Origin of the sequence: Microcoleus sp. AT3-A2 (assembly GCF_036705685.1) — a bacterium.
Taxonomy (GTDB): Bacteria; Cyanobacteriota; Cyanobacteriia; order Cyanobacteriales; family Microcoleaceae; genus Microcoleus.
In genome coordinates, this window is sequence record NZ_JAUBVF010000032.1 from 22,472 (window position 1) to 43,935 (window position 21,464).

A 21,464-nucleotide genomic window follows, 5' to 3' on the forward strand; every position below is an offset into this window, starting at 1 on the left:
CGTTGCCGAACTTTCTTGCCCATTCCCAGCAGTTACTGGACTGCAATTCTAGCCAAAGTAGTACCTCGGTAATAGTGCAACAAAATCTGCTGGTAGCCGTATCCCTGTCTGGCCAAATTGTAGGCCCCCCACTGACTCATTCCAACAGCATGGCCGAAACCTTTGCCCGCAACTTGAAAACCGGTAGGAGCTTGGCCACTGTTCCTTGGGTTCCCACCGCCCCCATACTGAGGAATCACGGTAAACCGCGTACTCCTCAAATTTAAAACCCGGCGTAAATCTGCGCCAGTCATGACTCTAGAACCGCCATCTCCAACTACTTTCATCCTCAAAACGCTGCCGTAAGCGGTAGTGCGTTCTGGCTTCATCGAGATCACATTGCCCACGCCAGAAATCTTACTGCTGATTTGAGCGCGAGAAAAATTTTCTTTCCATTGGTAAACCGGCGCCCCTTGGTCGAAGTCAGGAACAGCACGCAGGTAAGGCAGGGGTTCCGTCCAAACATCTTCGACATTTTCAGTATGTCCCCCAGACGCAGAGTGGAAAGCGGCTAAAATAATTTGACCGTTGTAGGCCAGAACTTGACCAGCGGTTGCATCGACTGCGGAATAAGTGCCAGAAGATTCTGTTTGCAGTCCTTTGTAAACCTGCGAAGACTGAGTGTTGTCCACGTCGTAAAGGTCGGTTTCGCTTTTGAGGCGCTGATGGATAGCGTAGGAACGGGCGGCGACTGCTTGGGCTTTCAAAGCCTCTTGAGGCCAATTGCCACTCATTTCGGCGCCGAGAACGCTGTAGAGATATTTTTCGATATCGACGTAGTTGATGGCAGTCAAGCCTCCTTTTTGGGGAACGAGAAGCGTGCGTCCCCGATACCAATGATCGCCAATCCAGACATAACCGTTCCCCGTCGGCTCGATCCAAACTTGGTTGGCGGCCCAGCGACCAATTGCTACTGTTCCCGATCGAAATTGAGCCGACTGAGAACTATTTGCCGACAGTTCGCCCAAATTGCGCCCGCTACCGTCGCGGATTGCGGCCTTAGTAGAACTGCCGACTTTTATCTGACTTGCCCCGTCTTGTACCGCCACTCGCAAGATCAGCGCGGCCTGTGCTGGGGCTACCATTGCCAGCCAAAACAACAGCGAAATCCAAAAGTAGCGTTTTTTTAATGTCGAAAAAACGGAACCAAAAAATACTCCTGACTGCATTTGAAAATTTTCCTCCTGTGCTGTATGAGTTTAAGAATTTTTAAGGGAAGGCAAGGGAAAAAGGAAGGGGAACGGAAGAAACAAAACGTTAGAATTGGGTGGATCGCTCTGTACGCTTGTCAAAAATGATTTTAGCGAAGAGATGTTCGCAGGAACAGCGATTTATCTCGGTTCCTGCCTGCGACTATTTCCTATATGTCGGATTTGTCGCACTCTGGATATATGTAACATATTTTTTAAGACTTAATTGAGGTGATTTGACTCTTGCAGATTACATTTCTCGGAACTAGCTCCGGCGTACCCACGCGATCGCGCAACGTTTCCAGCATCGCCCTGCGCTTGCCCCAGCGAGCGGAACTCTGGCTGTTTGACTGTGGCGAAGGAACTCAGCACCAGTTTCTCCGCAGCGATCTCAAAGTCAGCCAACTAAGCCGCATTTTCATCACTCACCTGCACGGCGACCATATTTTCGGCTTAATGGGTTTGCTGGCTAGCTGCGGTTTGGCGGGGAATGTCAAGCGCATCGATCTTTACGGGCCTCCGGGACTTGAAGAATATTTGCAAGCTGGTGTTCGGTATTCTCAAACTCATTTTTCTTACCCGGTTAAGGTACACAAAATTCACGAGGGAGTCATCTATGAAGATGACGAATATATTGTTAGCTGCAGCCCTTTGAAGCACCGAGTTACTGCTTTTGGTTATCGAGTAACTGAGAAAGACCGTCCGGGACATTTTGATGTAGAAAAAGCGAAGGCTGTGGGTATTCCTTCCGGGCCTGTTTACGGTCAATTAAAACAAGGAAAGACGGTAAAGTTAGAGGACGGGCGACAGTTTAAAGGTACTGATTTTTGCGGCCCGGATCAAGTCGGGCGGAAGTTTGTTTATTGTACTGACACGGTTTTTTGTGACGGGGCCGTGGAATTAGCGAAGGATGCTGATTTGTTGGTGCATGAAGCTACTTTTGCTCATCAAGATGCTCAAATGGCATTTGATCGCCTGCATTCAACTTCCACAATGGCGGCTCAAGTTGCTTTGATCGCTGGGGCGAAACAGCTAATTATGACGCATTTTAGCCCGCGTTATGCTCCGGGGAATGCGATCGTCCTGGATGATTTGCTCAAGGAAGCGCAGGCTATTTTTCCGAATACGAAAATGGCCTATGACTTTTTGACTTACGAAGTGCCCAGGCCTGTTTAAAACGAGGGTTAATTTGATCTGAGATGTGACAGCTTTTTCAATAAGGGCGATCGGGCGGGATCTGGGGTCCAACCCCTACTCCCGACAAAAACATTAACCTCTTGTGGAACAGGCATCTTGCCTGTTGCTGAAATTAATCCAACAAAAACATTAATCTATTGTGGAACAGGCATCTTGCCTGTTATGCTCTGCAATTGTCAATAAGCACCGATACCTGAGCTGCGCCCTCGCTCACATTCACCAACTTCAATCTAAAATCTAAAATCCAAAATCCAAAATCGGTCGCTCGCCCGCAGCGACGGCCCAGGAGAGCCAATGGTTGCTACAATCGGAAAAGGTATATGTTGTGGCTAACACTACAGCCCGTAACCCTGAAAGCTAATAGCTAAATTATTAAAAATCTGCCTCTCCTGCCATGTTTAAAAATCTGCTAGGCGATCCCAACGCGCGCAAACTGAGAAAATTTCAGCCTTGGGTAGCTGATATCAATATTTTGGAAGAAGACTTCCGCGCACTCTCAGACGACGGCCTCAGAGGAAAAACGGCCGAGTTTCAACAACGTCTGGCAAAAGCTAAATCTCTCAACGAAGAAAAAGAGATCCTAGACGAAATCTTGCCGGAAGCTTTTGCAGTGGTGCGGGAAGCGGGACAGCGGGTTTTGGGGCTGCGCCACTTTGATGTCCAACTCCTCGGGGGCATTATCCTGCACAAAGGCCAAATTGCCGAAATGAAAACCGGTGAGGGCAAAACTCTCGTGGCGACGCTGCCGGCTTACCTCAACGCCCTCAACGGTAAAGGCGTACACATCATCACTGTCAACGATTATCTCGCAAGACGGGACGCGGAATGGATGGGACAGGTACACCGCTTCCTGGGATTGACTGTGGGACTGATTCAGCAGGGCATGGATCAGGTGGAACGAAAGAAAAATTATAGCTGCGATATTACCTACGCCACTAACAGCGAAGTCGGCTTTGATTATTTGCGCGACAACATGGCTACTGTCATGGAAGATGTAGTGCAGCGTCCTTTTAATTTCTGTGTGATTGACGAGGTTGACTCGGTGCTGATTGATGAAGCACGGACGCCTTTAATTATTTCCGGCCAGGTGGAACGCCCCAGTGAGAAGTATATACGGGCGGCTGAGGTAGCTGCTGCTCTGAGAAAGGAAAATGAAGAACATTACGAGGTTGACGAAAAGGCTCGGAATGTGCTATTGACCGATGAAGGGTTTGGTGAAGCGGAGCGGTTGTTGGGTGTTACGGATTTGTACGACCCGGCTGATCCTTGGGCGCATTACATTTTTAATGCGATTAAGGCGAAGGAATTGTTTATTAAGGATATTAACTACATCGTCAATCCCGATCGCGAAGTCGTGATTGTGGATGAGTTTACCGGCCGGGTGATGCCGGGACGCCGCTGGAGTGACGGTTTGCATCAGGCGATCGAAGCGAAGGAACGGGCGGAAATTCAGCCGGAAACTCAGACGCTGGCGACGATTACTTATCAGAATTTCTTTTTGCTTTATCCGAAGCTGTCGGGGATGACTGGGACGGCAAAGACTGAAGAGACAGAGTTTGAGAAGATTTACAATCTGGAAGTGACGCTGATTCCGACTAACCGCATTACCAGCCGGACAGACCTTTCGGATATGGTTTACAAGGCGGAGGCTGGGAAGTGGAATGCGATTGCCCAAGACTGCGCGGAAATGCACGAGATCGGTCGGCCGGTGCTGGTGGGCACTACGAGCGTGGAAAAGTCGGAGTTGCTGTCGCGGCTGCTGCTGGAGAGGAAAATTCCTCACAATTTGCTCAATGCTAAACCGGAAAATGTGGAGCGGGAATCTGAAATTATCGCTCAAGCCGGACGCAAAGGCGCTGTGACGATCGCCACAAACATGGCGGGACGCGGTACTGATATTATTTTGGGCGGTAATTCTGAGTACATGGCGCGCCTGAAGTTGCGGGAGTATTTTATGCCCCGGATCGTGCAACCCGAAGATGACGAGGGGTTTTCGGTGGTGCAAGTACCGGGTATTAGTGGTCGCTCCGCACCTCAAGGTTTTGATCCGACTAAGAAAAAGGTAAAGTCTTGGAAAGCTTCGGCGCAGATTTTCCCGACGGAACTATCGAACAATGCCAAACAAATGCTCGTGGCGGCCGTGGAATTGGCGGTGAAGGAGTACGGCGCGCGATCGCTCTCGGAATTGCAAGCCGATGATATCGTGGCTATAGCTTCGGAAAAAGCGCCGACAAAAGACCCGGTAATTCAAAATTTGCGGGAAGCTTACAATTTAACTCGCAGCGAATACGATGCTTTTACCAGCACCGAACATGATGAAGTCGTGCAGTTGGGAGGCTTGCACGTCATCGGTACGGAACGCCACGAATCGCGCCGAATCGACAATCAGTTGCGCGGCCGGGCGGGACGCCAAGGAGACCCGGGTTCTACGCGGTTTTTCTTGAGTTTGGAAGACAATTTGCTCAGGATTTTCGGCGGCGAACGGGTTGCCGGTTTGATGAAGGCTTTCGGTGTTGACGAAGATATGCCGATCGAATCTAAAATGCTGACTGGTTCCCTCGAAGGCGCTCAGAAAAAAGTCGAAACCTACTATTACGATATCCGCAAGCAGGTATTTGAATACGACGAAGTGATGAACAATCAGCGTCGAGCAATCTATGCGGAACGTCGCCGAGTATTGGAAGGTTTGGACTCCAAAGAACAGGTAATTAGATATGCCGAACAGACGATGGACGACATCGTGGGAGCATACATCAATCCCGATTTACCTTCGGAAGAATGGGAACTCGACAAACTTGTGAGCAAGGTGAAGGAATTTGTTTATCTGCTCGCTGACATGACACCGGATCAGCTAGAAGATTTGTCCGTTGAGGAAATTAAAACATTCCTGCACGAACAAGTCCGCAATGCTTACGACATTAAAGAAGCGGAAGTTAATGCAATCCGAGCTGAATTGATGCGAGATGCGGAACGGTTCTTTATTTTGCAGCAAATTGATACTTTGTGGCGGGAACACTTGCAACAAATGGATGCTTTGCGCGAGTCTGTAGGGCTGCGCGGTTACGGCCAGAAAGACCCGTTAATCGAGTACAAAACTGAAGGTTACGAGCTGTTCTTGGACATGATGACTGATATCCGCCGCAATGTGGTTTATTCGCTGTTCCAATTCCAGCCGCAGCCGGCAATGCAAGTTTCGCCAGAGATGGTTTGAAAATAGTTAACTGTTGACTGTTGACTGTTGACTGTTGACTGTTGACTGTTGACTGTTGCTGGTTCCCAGGCTCTTCCTAGGAACCAGTTGATTTTACACCGCCCGTATTATGGAAGAAGAATAAAAGAAAACCAAATACAGATATTCGCATTGAAATATTGTATAACCTGCAATTATGCCAACTATTTTACGAATAGGCCCTTACCGACTTTACTTTTACAGCCATGAACCAAATGAACCACCTCATGTTCATATTGACAGAGACAAATCATCGGTTAAATTTTGGTTGGAGCCAGTCAGTTTAGGAAACAACCTTGGTTTTAGTGCTAAAGAACTTCGTAAAATAGAGTCGGTAGTACAAGAAAATAAACAAACGCTATTGGAGGCTTGGTATGGGTATTTTGGCGATTCGAGCGGACGAGAGAGTTAAGCACATTCATTTTACAGAAGAAACCATTAGTGTTGATTTGATGGATGGACGAATCATTACCGTGCCTTTAATTTGGTATCCAAGATTGTTTCATGCAACGCCTGATCAAAGGGAAAAATGGGAAGTATGTGGAGGAGGCTATGGCATTCACTGGGAAGAAATTGATGAAGACCTCAGTACAGAAGGAATGCTGCGAGGTGCACCGGCTCCTAGGCCTAAAATTACTCATTAATTTCGATCGCTAATTCACTTCTAAGCTTTCATAATATAGCCTTTTTCATGTAAGAGATAGAGCAGGTATTTAAGCGAGATTTGAGATTAAACCCAATCTTCTTGGTCGCTTTTTTGTTTCCTGTAAACTTCACCTTTGGCGTGAATTTTACGGGTTTGTTCGTAAAGACTTTCTTCGGTATAATTCCATTTTTGCAGGACTTTTTTTAAGTCTGATTGAATATCTCTAGCACCGGGAAAGCCTCGGTAGCGAATTATTAATCTTGCTAGTTCCGATAAATTGTAGTCGGTTGCTTCTCCTGCTAATAAAGTATTGACACTGGCTCGATCGCGCTTGTATTGCGGATGCTGCTGATCTTGTTTTTTTTCTACTGAATCCATACTATTTTATGTTTCCCAATCATCTAAAAATGTTGCTACAAGCAACCGCCAAAAAAAAGCGCGGACCTAAATAACTATCATGAATAGAGTCTTAAATCCGCGCTTCATAAACGGTTTGATCCGGGTATCATAACTGTCAACTGTCAACTGTCAACTGTCAACTGTTCAGTCATTCCCAGAAATTTTTGTGTTTGTTCAGTAATACCAAATAGTCGATCGCCGTGACAAAAGATTTCCCAGGCACGAATTCCCATAAAACCAATACCTGCAACCGCCAAGGGCATCGCAGCGGCACCTAAAAGCGCGGCAATTGGGGGAAATATCATGCACAGCGTTAACAGAATGCCTGTAACAACACCCCCAGCAATGCCAGCTTTGGCGGTGGCGGTGGCAACTTGTTCGACTAACTCTGACTGGGTAATTTTGCCTTCCACGCACAATAGCGAGTTTTCTAAGATAGAAAATATTAACTCAATTACTGCTGCGGCGATCGCCCCTTTCATTGCAGCCCCAACGATTTCCGCAACTGCTGCTTTAAACGCTGCATCCGCTAAAACTTGCTTAGCGACTGCTAATTCTGCAGCAGTCATGTCTTTACCACCGCGAGCACGATTTACCCAAAAATATTCAAAAATCCCGTTAGCAGCTTCGCTTGGGCCTCCATTGACGTGGGCTTGGATGTGACTCCAATCTTTATCTTGACAGAAGTTGCGAATTGCTTCTGGGCCTTGGGCACGAATTTGGGCGGGTATGGATTCAAATACTTTTGCTGCTTCTTGCACATCTCGCATTCCGTCACGCATCCCAGCCCTAGCAAATTTGGATTGCAGATTTCTTGGCAGGTTCTCAAAACGGATGTTATGTGCTATTTTAAAAGCTTCTTGAGTGGCGATCGCCCCGGCACTAACAATTGAACTTGGCGCTGATTGTCCCCACGCCGTTAATACAGTTGCACTTTCCTCAACTTTAGCAGCGATTTCGTTGGCTAAGTTTTGGGTATCGGCAACAGCTTTTTGTACTTTAGCCGTTAGGAATTCGAGCGGATTCTGGTTAATTTCCATTTCGATCCAGCTTGCATCGTTAATGATTGAATTATTCCGACTATAGCATTCCTCTTCAGTAAGTGTGATTTTTTACTAAATTGCTTCTACCTTCTAACTCCGGCTGTAAATTAAGAGCTTTTTTTTGATAAAATAAACCTTCATTGATTCGACCTTGCTCTTCCAAACTTTTGCCTAAATTCCAATAAGCGACGGCTAGATCGGGTTGAATAACAATAGATTTTTGATAGTAAGTTATGGCGTCATCGAGCTGACCTTGTTTGTAAAACATACTGCCCAAATTAACATATGCTTCGACAAAATTAGGGTCGAATTCGATCGCCTTTGAGTATGCACGAATCGCCGCGTCTATTTTGTCTTGGGCTTGCAGGATATTCCCTATAGTTTTGTAGGCGGCGGCGAAATTCGGTTGGTGGCGAAGTGCTTGGTAACAGGAGGCGATCGCCTCGGCAAATTTTTGTTGAGCATAGTAAACTTCAGCGATCTTGTTGAGCGCGATCGCACTATCCGCTTGAATGGCTAGTAATTTTTGATATTGAGCGATCGCCTCGTCAAGTTTTCCTGATTTCTGGAGGCTGTCGCCTGCGGACAAATACTGCTCTGCTAACTCGGAATTTACGCTCATAGATTTTACTTTAACAGCCGACACTACTTTACCACAAGTGTTAGTTAGCAACCGCGATTTCTAGGAAAATTATGGCTATTAGAGAGTTTAAATTTGTTTCTCTACCGGAATGCGGAAAAAAATAGTATGATTATTTTGAACCAGCATCAACGCTAATTGCAGAGGAAATCTCATGGCATCACTAGCAGGAAAAGTGGCAATAGTGACTGGTGCATCGCGGGGAATTGGACGCGCGATCGCCCTCCGATTATCCCAAGAAGGCGCATCAGTTGTCGTCAACTACGCCAGAGGCGCAGAGCAGGCTAAAGATGTCGTGTCAGCAATAGAAGCAGCAGGCGGCAAAGCATTAGCCGTGCAAGCCGATGTCAGCAAAACCGCAGAAATTCGCGATTTGTTCGATCGCACTCTGGAAACCTATTCACAAGTCGATATTTTAGTCAATAATGCGGGAGTAATTCTTTACAAACCTGTAGCGGAAGTTACCGAAGCAGAGTTTGATAATCTTTTTGCAATTAACGTCAAAGGTACGTTTTTTGCTTGTCAAGAAGCTGCTAAACGGATGGCAGACGGAGGAAGAATTGTCAATTTTTCCAGTTCGACAACGGTGATGCTACTGCCAACTTACGGGGCTTACGTGGCGACAAAAGGCGCAGTGGAACAGCTAACTTGATCGCTGGCGAAGGAATTGGGCGATCGCCAAATTACAGTTAATGTGATTTCTCCGGGCCCAACGGATACAGAACTTTTTACAGTCGGCAAAACCGCCGAACAAATACAAAGATTTACTCAAATGGCTGCTTTGGGAAGACTCGGAAAAGTTGAAGACATTGCCGATGTGACGGCTTTTTTGTGCAGCGAACAAGCCCGGTGGATTACCGGACAAAATATCCGCGTTAACGGCGGGACTGCCTAAATATATACTTTAGTCAGCTTGGAGTGGATAAAACCCACATTCCGCAGGTCTTTAAATAGAATTGATGGTTATAAAATTTAAAAATTCAAGCCTGAAGTGATTACTCGGTAATCACTTCAGGCTTTTTTGAGATACAATGAACGAATGAGAAGCCAAGAGGAAAAAACCATGAATGAGCATCAAGAAGCCATAAAAGTCCTAAATTTAGACCATTTAGGAATAGTAGCAGGCATAATAGACGAGATGGAATTAGTAGAAGAAGTCAATAAAATAGTAGGAATAACAACCCAAGAAATTCTCAGCCCAGGACAAGTCATGAAAGCAATGATTTTGAATGGACTAGGCTTTTTAAGCGCCCCATTATACATATTCGAGGAATTTTTTGTAGTCCAAGCAACATCACATCTAATCGGAAAGGGAATACTACCCGAACATCTAAACGACGATAGACTAGGAAGAGCCCTCGATAAATATTACCAAGTAGGAACCACAAAACTCTTCACAACAATCGCCATAAAAGCTGCCCATAAATTCCAAGTAAAAATGAACAGCATCCATTTAGATGGAAGTTCAATGTACGTACAAGGAGAATATAAAACCGAAGTCAAAAACACCAATCAAACAAAAAAAGAAGCAGAACCAGAAACATCGGAAATGAAACCAATAGAAATAGTACACGGATACTCGAGAGATCATCGACCAGACCTGAAACAATTTATCATAGACATGATCGTAACAGGAGACGGAGACATACCACTATCTCTCAAAATAGACTCAGGGAACATCAACGACAAAAGCGTATTTGTAGAAAGACTAAAAGAATTCAAAAAACAGTGGACATTTGAGGGAATCTCCGTAGCAGACAGCGCCTTATACACCAAAGATAACCTATCGGCAATGACAGGAATCAAATGGATAACAAGAGTCCCACTCAGCATAAAATCAGCCCAAGAGCAAATTGTAGACATCAAAGAAAGTGAATGGAAAGCCAGCTCCAAAAAAGGATATAAAATAGCAGAAAGAACCAGCGACTATGGAAACATCAAACAAAGATGGTTAGTCATAGAAAGTGAACTCAGAAAAAAAGCAAGCATCAAACAAATAGACAAACAAGTAAACAAACAAGAATCAAGCGCCCAAGCCTCGCTACGTAAGCTTTTCCGGCAAAAATTCGCTTGTGTAGCCGACGCAGAAACCGCCATAAAGAATCTATCAAACACATGGAAATATCACCAAATTACCGAAATTGAATGTCAAGAAAAAAGCCCCAAAAAACAAAAATAAACCACCAACAAAGCTAGTAATATAGACACAATATCCTATCAAATAATCGGTAAAATAGAAACCAGACCCGAAATAATATCAGCCGAAAAAATCAAAGCAGGGAGATTTATACTGGCAACAAACATCTTAGATAAAAACGAAATAACCAACCAGCAAATATTAGAAGAATACAAAGACCAACAAAGTAACGAAAGAGGATTTAGATTTTTAAAAGATCCATTATTTTTCACATCGAGCGTCTTCGTGAAAAAACCAGAGAGAGTAGAAGCAATTGCCATGATAATGGGAGTATGTTTATTAGTATATAATCTTGCCCAAAGAAAGTTGAGACAAGAATTAGAATCAGCCAATGCCAGCATCAGAAACCAGGTCAAGAAAATGACAAATAAACCGACAATGCGGTGGGTATTTCAGATGTTTCAAGCCGTACATTTAGTCAACCTCAATGCATTCGTAACAAGTTAAGCAACTTAACAAAGGAACGTCGGGAGATATTAAATTATTTAGGAAAGGTTTGCGATCAATATTATTTAATAGTTGAAGATGGGTAACGCGGAAAATAAACCGGAGAATATGGTTGAATAAATTCAAATAATTGGCAACATAACAATCATGTTGCGGAATTTTAGTGTCTAATTTAGGGAAAATCAGTTCAGATATTGCCGAAGGAATATATTGGGAAATATCTATAAATTCAAATTTCTTATATTTCGCCAAAACCGCAAAAAAATGATACTAAAATTAGAAAAGGTAGGCACAGATATTTTTCCTACACTGAATGTATGATAATCCTTAGTCATTAAAGCCAGAACTGCGGAATGTGGGATAAAAGTTTGTACACCAGCAGCGATTTCAATCGCCGATTATCATAATCCCCAACCAAAATTAAAGATTCTGGTTGGGGATTCTAATAATTTTATAGCGCGGACAATCGAACAAATTAAGGAGACAGCCGCCACACCTTAATCGTGTCGTCAAAACTGCCGCTGATCAGAGTTTTGTCTTGAGGATTAAAAGCCAATTCCACCCAAGTAGAATGACCCTTCAGCGTGCCCGTCATTTCGCCCGAACCCATCCGCCACAGCTTGATAGTCCCGCTCAAATCGGCGCTGGCTAGCTTGTCTCCGTCGGGACTGAAAGCCAAGGACTTAACCTTGTCGGAATGGCCGATCAGAGTCCGCAGCAGATAACCGTTGGGCTGCCCGGACTGATTATTGGGGCTGATATCCCACAACTTCACCGTCTTGTCCCAACTGCCGCTGGCGAGAGTTTGACCGTCCGGGCTGATGGCCAGAGACCAAACTCCCTCGGAATGACCCGAAAGAGTTTCTTTCAATTCCCCAGTCTGCCAGTTCCACAGGCTGATCTTACCGTCGCTGCTGCCGATCGCCAAGGTTTCTTGATCGGGACTGAAAGCCACCGACTGCACCTCGTCAAAAACCCGCTTAAGAGTTTCCAACTCAGTCCCGCCTTCGACTTGCCACAGCTTCAAAGTTTTGTCCTTACCGACACTGGCTACGGTTTTGCTGTCGGGACTGAAAACCACCGAGAACACGCCGTCTTGGTGTCCGTCCAAAGTCTGAATTAACCGGCCAGAATAGAAATTCCACAATTTAATCGTACCGTCAACGCCGCCGCTGGCGATCGTCCTGCCGTCGGGACTGACGGCCACCGACCACACAGGCCCCAAATGTCCTGCTAAAACCTTGAGCAGCTTGCCGTGACGCTTGTGCAGCAGGTGAATTGTGCCGTCGTTGTTCCCGCTGACAATCACGCGACCCTTGGGAGCGACTGCTACCGCCCAAACCGGGTTTTTGTCTTGATCCGCCAGAGTCCGCACTGCTGGCCGTGACTGCGATGCCTGACCCCGGAAATCCTGCATCGGGGGCGGATTGAACCGAATTTCGGGAATGCTAGAAACAGGCTCAGAAGAAGTGAAAGCCTGCGGTGCTGGAGATGGCAAGCGAGAACCCAGCACTACGGACAGCAGGGCAACCGTACTTGCTCCCCACATGGCCAAAGTCCACTTGGGTTTGCCGAGAATCACGTCTACCGGTGCCGGGCCGTATTTCATGTCTGTGAGAATTGCCTCGGTCGATCGATAGCGTTTTGATGGTTCTCGCTGCACCATTTTATCCAGAATGCGGCCGAGTCGCGCCGAAACTGGTACTTTCAAATAATGCCTCCAAGCCCAACTCTCGGCTTTGATGTCAAACAAATCAAAGGGCGACATTCCCGTTAACAAGTGAATGCAAGTGACGCCCAAACTGTAGATGTCGCTGCTCTTAATCGCTTTGCCTTTAATTTGTTCCGGGGCCGCGTATTCCGCAGAACCTGTCACCGTTTCTGTTTTGAGCGGCCCGCTGTTTGCCGGAATTGCCGCGCCGAAATCGACTAAAACTAGCCCAGAGGCACTTTCCTGAGACACGGAATGTAAATCCTCTTTCCCTGCCAAAGCTGGGGATGCTTGGGGAGTTTTCCGGTGAATAATATTGGACGGTTTGATATCTCCGTGAATCAGTTGATTTTCGTGAACAAATTGCAGGACTGGCAACAATTCGCTCAGCAGATACCAAATTTGAATTTCTTTAACAACGCCTTTTTCTGAAAGCCGATCGGCTAAATTGCGACCTTCGATGTATTCTTGCACCAAATACTGGCAACCTTCGAGTTCAAAAGATGCCAGCAGTTTCGGTATTTGGGGATGTTTGCCCAACTCATCGAGAACTGAGGCTGAGCCGAGAAATGTCCGGTTTAGCTGGTTTTGACCGTCTGCGGCTGCTGCGGGTTGGCAGAACTGTTGAATGACGCAGCGGGGTTGCGAAGGTTGGTCTTCATCGACGGCTAAGAAGGTGCGGCAAGTGAGACTTTGACCGAGGGTGTGAAAGACTCGGTAGCGACCTTTTAGCAGCAAATTCGACTCGCAACTTTTGCAGACTGTCGCGCGATCTAGATTTTGGGGGTTCTGGCAATGGGGATTGATGCAGTAACTCATTTATCTTTCCGCTGGAGACCCCCGTCCGACATGGTTGCTGGTGGGGGAGGAAAGCGGGGCGGTGCGTGCCGCTTCCTGTGGACAAACTAAATAATTAATTGGAATCTTTGCTTGATCATAATTGTTTCCCAGATTTTCGCCACAATTGCTGCCGTCGATCGCGCGTAAATTATTGCTGACTTTCCTGCGAGCGAGGTTTAATAGGTTGATCGTACCGAGCTCATTCGAGCGATCGGCGGGATTCGCTGTTACCGAATTACGTTATACTGTCATTGCGAATACTTTCAGTGCGCTCGCACCAAATCAATCGCGAGATCTTGTCAAATATCCGCGATTCTTTGTTCAATGGAGTGAATCTAAAAGTTCAAAATTCCCATCTCAAATCGACTAACAGATTAAAACTTAGGCAACTTTCGTCCAACTAACTACTAACTTTTAGCTATTACTTATGCCTTTAATTCGCGTTCCCAAATCTTGGGAAATTCTCGAACCCCAAATTACCCCAGAAACAGCCTTTCTCAACCGTCGCCGCTTCATGACAAATTTAATTGGCGCCGGCGTGACAGCTTCGCTGCTGCCGCTGACAGGCTGCCAAAGCAATACTAGCTCAAAAACTGCTCTGGATCAAAGCTCAACCCAAGCATATTCGGGCTTGAGCCGGAATCCCGACTTTGCGAAAGTCGATCGAGCGATTACCGACGAAGCCTTAGCTACAAAATACAACAATTTTTACGAATACGGCGGCACAAAATCTATTTGGCAAGCCGCTCAAGCTTTGCCAACAGAAAACTGGAAAGTAGAAGTAGGCGGTTTAGTAAAAAATCCCCGCACTTATGATATTGACGACCTCAACAAAAAATTTCCTATCGAAGAACGAGTTTATCGATTTCGCTGTGTAGAAGCCTGGGCGATGGTAGTTCCTTGGGTCGGATTTCCCATGAAATTACTGATGGCTGATGTCGAACCGCAATCGAAGGCGAAATTCGTTCGCTTCACCTCATTTTACGACCCCAAAATTACTCCCGGCCCCGGTTTGATGTCGCAATTTTATCCTTGGCCGTACACCGAAGGTCTGCGAATTGAGGAAATGGCCAACGATTTAGCATTTTTTGCCACAGGCTTGTACGGCCGACAATTACCTAAGCAAAATGGTGCGCCACTGCGCCAAGTGATTCCTTGGAAATACGGTTTTAAGGGCGCAAAGTCGATCGTAAAAATTGAATTTGTCGAACAACAGCCAGCCACTTTTTGGAATACAGTCGGTCCTAACGAATACGCCTTTGAAGCAAATGTCGAACCCGACAAACCTCACCCCAGATGGTCGCAGGCCAGCGAACGCATAGTCGGTCCCGGTAGCAGTTGGTCGTGGGAAACTCGACCAACTTTGCCCTATAACGGTTATGGCGAATATGTGGCGAGTTTGTACAGTTAATTGACGGATTTCCCCTCGTTTCCCCTCGTTTCTAGGCTCTGCCTAGGAACGCAGATCAGGAGGCTCTGCCTCCCTATTCCCCCGAGGCTGAGCCTCGGATTCAGGCATTCCCAGGCAGAGCCTGGGAACGAGAAAAAATATTTTATTACCGTCTACAATAAAAATTGATGAAGCTACCAAGGAATGGTTAAATGGTAACAACAACATCAACTCCCGTAGAGCAGCAAACTACCCCAGAAAACCGCGTTATTTTAAAAGGTGTCAGTTGGTCAACTTTTAAAGCATTGCTGGCAGATGTTGGGGACGATAGAGCTTGGAGAATTGCTTACGATGGAGGAGTATTAGAAATCAGGATGCCACATCTAGAACATGAAGTTCCGAAAGGACTGATAGAAAGCTTTATTGAAGCTACAGCAGACGAGCTAGAAATCGAAGTGATGAAAGCTGGTTCTCTGACTCTGGAACGGGAAGATTTAACTCGTGCTGTCGAACCTGATACTTGTTTCTACATTCAAAATGAAGCCAGCGTCAGAGGTAAAAGAGATATCAGCCTCCCAGAGGATTTGCCACCAGATTTAGCAATAGAGTCAGATTACACGAATTCTTCTGTGAATAAGTTTACAATTTATGCTGCTCTTGGTGTTCCCGAACTTTGGAGGTATCGGCGGGAATCTCTGCAAGTTTATCAACTTGTAGAGGGAAAATATGAAATGTGCGATCGCAGTTTAGCTTTTCCCTTTTTACCCGTTGCCGAAATTCCCGGTTTCATCGAACAAAGCAGAACAATCGGACAGCGTGCTGCTGTGCGTTTGTTTCGGCAAAGAATTAGAGAAATTTTACCGAGTCAAAGTTAACGCAAAAATCAGACTTACTTTAGTTGAAGAACTAGCAAGTCAAGTTAAATTACATCAGCGTTAATCTGCGGTTGAAATAAATCTTTAATTCCGATATAAAATCACTTGAGAAATTCCTGCACTCTCTGCCAAACTCGTTCCAATAAATCTGGCGTACTCACATCAAACCATTCAATTTCAGGATAGGCCCGAAACCAGGTGCGCTGTCTCTTGGCAAATTGCCGCGTGTGCAAAATTGTTAATTCTTTGGCTTCTTCCAGCTTAATATCGCCAGCCAAATATTGTTTCATTTCCTGATAACCCAGTGTGTTCAATAGTGGCAAGTCGCAGCCGTATTTTTTACACAAATATTCTACTTCAGCAATCCAACCGCGTTCTAGCATTTGTTCTGTGCGCTGTTTGATACGATCGACCAAAACATCAATATCACAATCCAACCCAATTTGTAAAATAGGATAATTGGGAGGATTTTCGCCCTGCTGTTCCGATATAGGGCGACCAGTGACATAAAATACTTCCAGTGCTCTTAAAGTTCTTACTGGGTCATTGAGGTGAATTTTCTTAGCGGCAGAGCGATCAACTTGCTGCAACATCGCGTAACATTGAGATTGTCCGAGTTCCGCAAGTTGCGATCGCAATTCGGGCATCGGTGCTACCCTCGGAATTTTCAAACCCCTGACTACAGACTTAATATATAAGCCCGTCCCTCCCACCAACAACAGGGGGGGAGAAACAGGAAAATCGACAGCAGCAATGAAATTTTGAGCTTGTTGCTGGTAATCTGCTAGTGTCAGAGTTTCTGTGGGATCGCAGATGTCAATTAAGTGATGCGGTACACAGGCGCGATCGACCGCCGTCGGTTTTGCGGTTCCGATGTCAAATTCGCGGTACACTTGACGCGAGTCCGCACTCAGGATCGAGGATTGCAGCCGCCCCGCCAAAGCCAAAGCCACTCCCGACTTCCCCGTCGCCGTCGCCCCGCAAATCGTAATTAATCTAGGCATAAGCTGTCGCACATTTCCCTATAAAAACTCTCAAATCCTCTCCTCTCAATGCTTTCCCCTCTCTCCCTCCCCTGATTCACCGCGATCTGCCTGGGCAGGCGGGAAGCAATCTCAAAACTATTCCCCTCCCTCCCCACGATAAATTTCCCTTCAGAAAGCCCTAGCATCGCCTTTAACGGTTTTGTGCTATAATTTTAGGAGTTTTCCCATTTTAGAAGCTTTCGGGGCTTTAGGCCTCATTATTGGAGCTATTTTTGTATGACCAGCAGCTACAGCGCCGACCAGATTCAAGTTCTCGAAGGTCTCGAAGCAGTCCGTAAACGGCCGGGGATGTACATCGGTACCACCGGCCCGCGAGGACTCCACCATCTAGTTTACGAGGTTGTGGACAATTCCATAGATGAGGCGCTGGCTGGCCACTGCACTCACATCGAGATTGACATCAACGCCGACGGTTCCGTTACCGTGACAGACGACGGCCGGGGTATTCCGACCGGCATCGTTGCCAAGACTGGCAAATCGGGAATAGAAACAGTAATGACTGTACTTCACGCCGGCGGTAAATTTGGCGGTGGTGGCTACAAGGTTTCTGGAGGATTGCACGGTGTAGGTATTTCTGTTGTTAACGCGCTGTCCGAGTGGGTAGAAGTGACAGTTTGGCGCGACCAAAAAGAACATTTACAGCGCTACGAAAGAGGCAATCCAGTTACTGAACTTAATGCCAAGCCCAACAAAGGCACTCGCACCGGCACTTCAGTTTCTTTCTTGCCAGATACTCAAATATTTAGCACTGGCATTGAATTTGATTACACTACACTCGCCGGGCGCTTGCGAGAATTGGGTTACTTGAATGCGGGCGTGAGAATTACGTTTAGCGACCACCGTTTGGAACTGCTCAAAAGTAGCGAACCTCGCATCGAAACATACTGTTATGAGGGCGGAATCAAGGAATATATCGCCTACATGAACCGCGAAAAGCAGCCTCTGCACGAAGAAGTGATTTACGTGCAAGGCGAACGCAACAACGTGCAGATCGAAGTGGCTTTGCAGTGGTGTGTTGATGCTTTTAGCGACAATGTTCTCGGTTTTGCTAACAACATTCGGACGATCGACGGTGGCACGCACTTAGAAGGTTTGAAGGCTGTTTTGACGCGGACGATGAATTCGATCGCCCGCAAGCGCAACAAAATCAAAGAAAACGAGCCCAACCTCGCCGGCGAAAACGTTCGCGAAGGTTTGACAGCAGTGATTTCGGTCAAAGTCCCAGACCCGGAATTTGAAGGCCAAACTAAAACTAAACTGGGCAATACCGAAGTCCGGGGAATTGTCGATTCCTTGGTAGGCGAAGTATTGACAGAATATTTGGAGTTTCGCCCCCAAGTAGCCGACGCTATTTTGGAAAAAGCAATTCAGGCATTTAAGGCCGCTGAAGCAGCCCGTCGTGCCCGCGATTTAGTCCGCCGCAAATCAGTCTTAGAATCGTCTCCTTTGCCTGGAAAATTAGCGGACTGTAGCTCCAGAGACCCCGCCCTGTCTGAGATATACCTGGTCGAGGGCGATTCCGCGGGGGGCTGTTTTTTTTCATTTCAAGAAATAAAATTAGCTGACGGTACGACAAAAACTATCAAACAGATAGTTGACGAACAAGCAGAAGGCAAAGAACACTTTTGCTACACCATTCGCGAGAGTGGAAACATCGGGTTTGAGCGAATAACTAATGCTCGGATGACTAAAGCAAATGCTGAAGTTGTCAAACTGACATTAGACAATGGGGAGACAATAACTTGCACTCCCGACCATCCATTCATGTTGCGGGATGGCACTTACAAAGCAGCCGCCATGCTGACACCGGAAGATTCATTAATGCCGTTCCACAGCAAGTTGTCGGAAAAAACCAAACAGGGTCAGGGACTTAACGGTTACGAAATGGTTTGGAATCCCAACAGTGATAAGTGGATTTACACCCATCTTTTAGCGGATTTCTACAACCTGAAACACGGCGTTTATCTCGCATCTGACGGCAATCACCGCCATCACGTTGACTTTAACAAACTCAACAACAATCCGACAAATATTCAGCGATTGCCTGCTGAGGATCACTTGGCTCTTCACCGCGCGAACCTTGAGAAAACCTTGCACAGGCCCGATGTCATTGAAAAGAGCCGTCAAGCTCACATGACCGATGAATTTCGGGCGATGATGAAAGAGCGGATGCGGCAGCCCGAAACGCGACAAATTCTTTCAGAACAGGCGAAAGCTCAGTGGGAAGATGAAGAGTATAAAGCTTACATGACGAGCAAGTGGCGGGAGTTTTACGATACTGATGAAACTTATCGCCAGCAGAATAATGAACTGCTGAACCAAGCCCAGCAAGAGTATTGGAGTTCCGAAGAAAACCGTTTGGCTCAGTCGGAACGGGTTCGCAATCATTTTGCTAACAATCCTGAAGCGCGGCAGACTAATTCGCAATTTGCGAAAGAGCAGTGGCAAGATGAGAATTTGTTGGACTGGCGGCGCGAAAAAACTAAGGAACAGTGGACGCCGGAGTTTCGCCAGAAACGTAAAGAAGCTTTGAACGAAACTTATTACCGCAAAACTCTTGAAGCTTTGAAGGCTGTTGAGATGAAAATGGGGTGGATTGATGTTGATTATTACAATATCTACCGCCGCACGAAAAAAGATAAGTGTTTGTTGAAGTATGAGAGTTTTTGCGATCGCTACTTTAATGGTGATGCACTATATGCTCGCCAAGCGGTTCGGAATTACAACCACCGGGTTGTCAAGATCGAACATTTGGAGGAGCGGTACGATGTCTACGACATCGAAGTGCCCAACAGTCACAACTTTGCATTAGGGGCGGGAATTTTTGTCCATAACAGTGCCAAACAAGGGCGCGATCGCCAATTCCAAGCAATCCTGCCTTTGCGCGGTAAAATTCTCAACATTGAGAAAACAGACGATGCCAAAATCTACAAAAATAACGAAATTCAATCGTTAATTACAGCCCTGGGTTTGGGTATCAAAGGCGAAGAATTCGATCCGGGTCAATTGCGGTATCACCACATCGTAATTATGACTGACGCTGACGTAGATGGTGCTCACATCCGCACGCTATTGTTGACTTTCTTCTACCGCTATCAGCGCGCACTTGTAGAACAAGGTTACATCTATATTGCTTGTCCTCCTCTCTATAAAGTGGAACGGGGACGCAATCATTACTACTGTTACAGCGATCGCGAAATGAACAATCTCATCCGCAATGAATTTCCGGCGAATGCTAACTACACCATTCAGCGGTTCAAAGGTTTGGGTGAAATGATGCCGACACAGTTGTGGGATACGACGATGAACCCAGAAACTCGGACGCTGAAACGGGTGGAAATTGAAGACGCTGCTGAAGCCGATCGCATCTTTACGATCTTAATGGGCGATCGTGTCGCCCCCCGCCGCGAATTCATCGAAACCTACGGCCCCAAACTCAACCTCCTCGACTTGGACATCTAAATTAGCCATTAGTCGTCAGTCGTTAGCTAACAGCTAATAGCTGAGGACTAATGACTAAACTTTTGCGGCCCTGATGCCTTCTGCCCTTTCGGGCGATCGGACATCAGGGCCGTTTAATTTCTCTAGGTTTTGTTATAAAAATTAATACAATCTCTCATCAAATCGATCTAAGGTAAACACTTAGGTAAATTTTAGATTTTTGGCGCATCCATCAACTACCACAAAAATAGAAGGTTGGACAATATAGCATGAGCATCAATTTAGCGACCAAATTGCGTGAGGGAACGAAAAAGTCCCACACAATGGCAGAAAACGTCGGTTTTGTCAAGTGTTTTTTAAAAGGCGTTGTAGAAAAAACTTCTTACCGGAAGTTAGTAGGAAACCTCTACTTTGTCTACTCGGCAATGGAAGAGGAAATGGAACGCCAAAAGCAGCATCCGGTTGTTTCAAAAATTAACTTTTCTGAGTTGAATCGCAAACAAAGCTTAGAGCAAGATTTATTTTACTACTACGGTGCGAATTGGCGGGAACAAGTAGCTCCGTCAGCCGCAGCTAAAGCTTATGTGCAGCGCATTCACGAGATTTCTGCGACCGCACCGGAACTGTTAGTAGCTCACTCTTACACTCGCTACCTTGGCGATTTATCCGGCGGACAAATCCTCAAGGGAATTGCCCAGCGCGGGATGAATCTTTCCGAGGGAGAAGGCACTGCTTTCTATGAATTCCAGGATATTCCTGATGAAAAAGAATTCAAAGCTAACTACCGTCAGGCAATGAACGAACTGCCGATTGACGAAGCAACAGCAGAGAGAATTGTTGACGAAGCTAATGCAGCTTTTGGCATGAACATGAAGATGTTTATGGAGTTAGAAGGCAATTTAATTAAAGCTGTCGGTCAGATGCTTTTCAATACCCTGACGCGGAAGCGCGGTGGCGCCAGTACCGAATTGGCTACTGCTGATTGAGTTAAAGCTCACTGGGGATAATTTGAGCCTCGTTTAAGAGGAAAAACTTAAATCCTGGGGGTTTGATGGCTGCTTTTACAGTCACCAAATCTCCGGGATTTTGCATGGCGGGCGATCGACTTTTTCTAAAAGAAGGAAGAAGGAAGAG

14 protein-coding genes and 2 pseudogenes are annotated in these 21,464 nt (G+C 46.2%); 10 read left to right on the forward strand and 6 right to left on the reverse strand.

Translation table 11 applies throughout. The features are described 5' to 3' along the window. Positions 1-32 precede the first annotated feature (32 nt). Entirely contained in the window at positions 33-1,208 is a 1,176-nt protein-coding gene (locus QUB37_RS18200; RefSeq protein WP_333164542.1) for a SpoIID/LytB domain-containing protein, read from the reverse strand. A gap of 264 nt (positions 1,209-1,472) precedes the next feature. On the opposite strand from QUB37_RS18200, the gene QUB37_RS18205 reads away from it, so the two are divergent. From QUB37_RS18205 to QUB37_RS18220, 4 genes are all read left to right on the forward strand, one after another. Continuing rightward, positions 1,473-2,405: a ribonuclease Z gene (locus tag QUB37_RS18205; protein ID WP_333164544.1), complete on the forward strand. Its 933-nt coding sequence runs from the start codon at positions 1,473-1,475 to the stop codon at positions 2,403-2,405. A gap of 415 nt (positions 2,406-2,820) precedes the next feature. Next, entirely contained in the window at positions 2,821-5,637 is a 2,817-nt protein-coding gene (gene secA / locus QUB37_RS18210) for a preprotein translocase subunit SecA (protein WP_333164547.1), read from the forward strand. A 175-nt stretch (positions 5,638-5,812) separates the two neighbouring features. Further along, positions 5,813-6,067, forward strand: a complete 255-nt coding sequence (locus QUB37_RS18215) for a DUF4160 domain-containing protein (RefSeq protein WP_333164549.1) — start codon at positions 5,813-5,815, stop codon at positions 6,065-6,067. After that, positions 6,030-6,299, forward strand: coding sequence for a DUF2442 domain-containing protein (locus tag QUB37_RS18220; protein WP_333108088.1), 270 nt, complete (start codon positions 6,030-6,032; stop codon positions 6,297-6,299). The genes QUB37_RS18215 and QUB37_RS18220 overlap by 38 nt, the downstream gene beginning before the upstream one ends. Before the next feature lie 86 nt (positions 6,300-6,385). Here QUB37_RS18220 and QUB37_RS18225 read toward each other — a convergent pair whose 3' ends face one another. From QUB37_RS18225 to QUB37_RS18235, 3 genes are all read right to left on the reverse strand, one after another. Beyond that, positions 6,386-6,679, reverse strand: coding sequence for a DUF3288 family protein (locus QUB37_RS18225; RefSeq protein ID WP_333164552.1), 294 nt, complete (start codon positions 6,677-6,679; stop codon positions 6,386-6,388). A 143-nt stretch (positions 6,680-6,822) separates the two neighbouring features. Beyond that, complete coding sequence (locus QUB37_RS18230; RefSeq protein WP_333164555.1) at positions 6,823-7,740, reverse strand: hypothetical protein; 918 nt, start codon at positions 7,738-7,740, stop codon at positions 6,823-6,825. A 55-nt stretch (positions 7,741-7,795) separates the two neighbouring features. Further along, positions 7,796-8,365, reverse strand: coding sequence for a tetratricopeptide repeat protein (locus QUB37_RS18235; RefSeq protein WP_333164557.1), 570 nt, complete (start codon positions 8,363-8,365; stop codon positions 7,796-7,798). A gap of 172 nt (positions 8,366-8,537) precedes the next feature. On the opposite strand from QUB37_RS18235, the pseudogene QUB37_RS18240 reads away from it, so the two are divergent. Further along, positions 8,538-9,278: pseudogene (locus QUB37_RS18240) on the forward strand (SDR family oxidoreductase). A 168-nt stretch (positions 9,279-9,446) separates the two neighbouring features. Next, positions 9,447-11,113, forward strand: a pseudogene (locus QUB37_RS18245) (IS1634 family transposase). A gap of 389 nt (positions 11,114-11,502) precedes the next feature. Here the strand turns inward: QUB37_RS18245 and QUB37_RS18250 are convergent. After that, a complete protein-coding gene (locus QUB37_RS18250) occupies positions 11,503-13,557 on the reverse strand; it encodes a serine/threonine-protein kinase (protein WP_333164560.1) in 2,055 nt (684 codons plus the stop codon). 448 nt (positions 13,558-14,005) lie between these two features. Between QUB37_RS18250 and msrP the strand changes: the two genes are divergently transcribed. Beyond that, a complete protein-coding gene (msrP, locus tag QUB37_RS18255) occupies positions 14,006-14,989 on the forward strand; it encodes a protein-methionine-sulfoxide reductase catalytic subunit MsrP (RefSeq protein WP_333164562.1) in 984 nt (327 codons plus the stop codon). Positions 14,990-15,180: 191 nt separating this feature from the next. Beyond that, positions 15,181-15,843, forward strand: a complete 663-nt coding sequence (locus QUB37_RS18260) for a Uma2 family endonuclease (RefSeq protein ID WP_333164565.1) — start codon at positions 15,181-15,183, stop codon at positions 15,841-15,843. Between the two features lie 101 nt (positions 15,844-15,944). On the opposite strand, the gene miaA is transcribed toward QUB37_RS18260, so the two are convergent. After that, positions 15,945-16,847, reverse strand: coding sequence for a tRNA (adenosine(37)-N6)-dimethylallyltransferase MiaA (gene miaA / locus QUB37_RS18265; protein ID WP_333164567.1), 903 nt, complete (start codon positions 16,845-16,847; stop codon positions 15,945-15,947). Between the two features lie 258 nt (positions 16,848-17,105). Here miaA and gyrB point away from each other — a divergent pair, with 258 nt between their 5' ends. Then, on the forward strand, positions 17,106-20,351 hold the full coding sequence (gyrB, locus tag QUB37_RS18270) for a DNA topoisomerase (ATP-hydrolyzing) subunit B (RefSeq protein ID WP_333164568.1): 3,246 nt from the start codon (positions 17,106-17,108) through the stop codon (positions 20,349-20,351). A gap of 248 nt (positions 20,352-20,599) precedes the next feature. Continuing rightward, positions 20,600-21,316 (forward strand): heme oxygenase (biliverdin-producing), encoded by a 717-nt coding sequence (locus tag QUB37_RS18275; RefSeq protein ID WP_333164570.1) that lies wholly within the window; start codon positions 20,600-20,602, stop codon positions 21,314-21,316. The last annotated feature ends 148 nt before the right edge of the window (positions 21,317-21,464 follow it).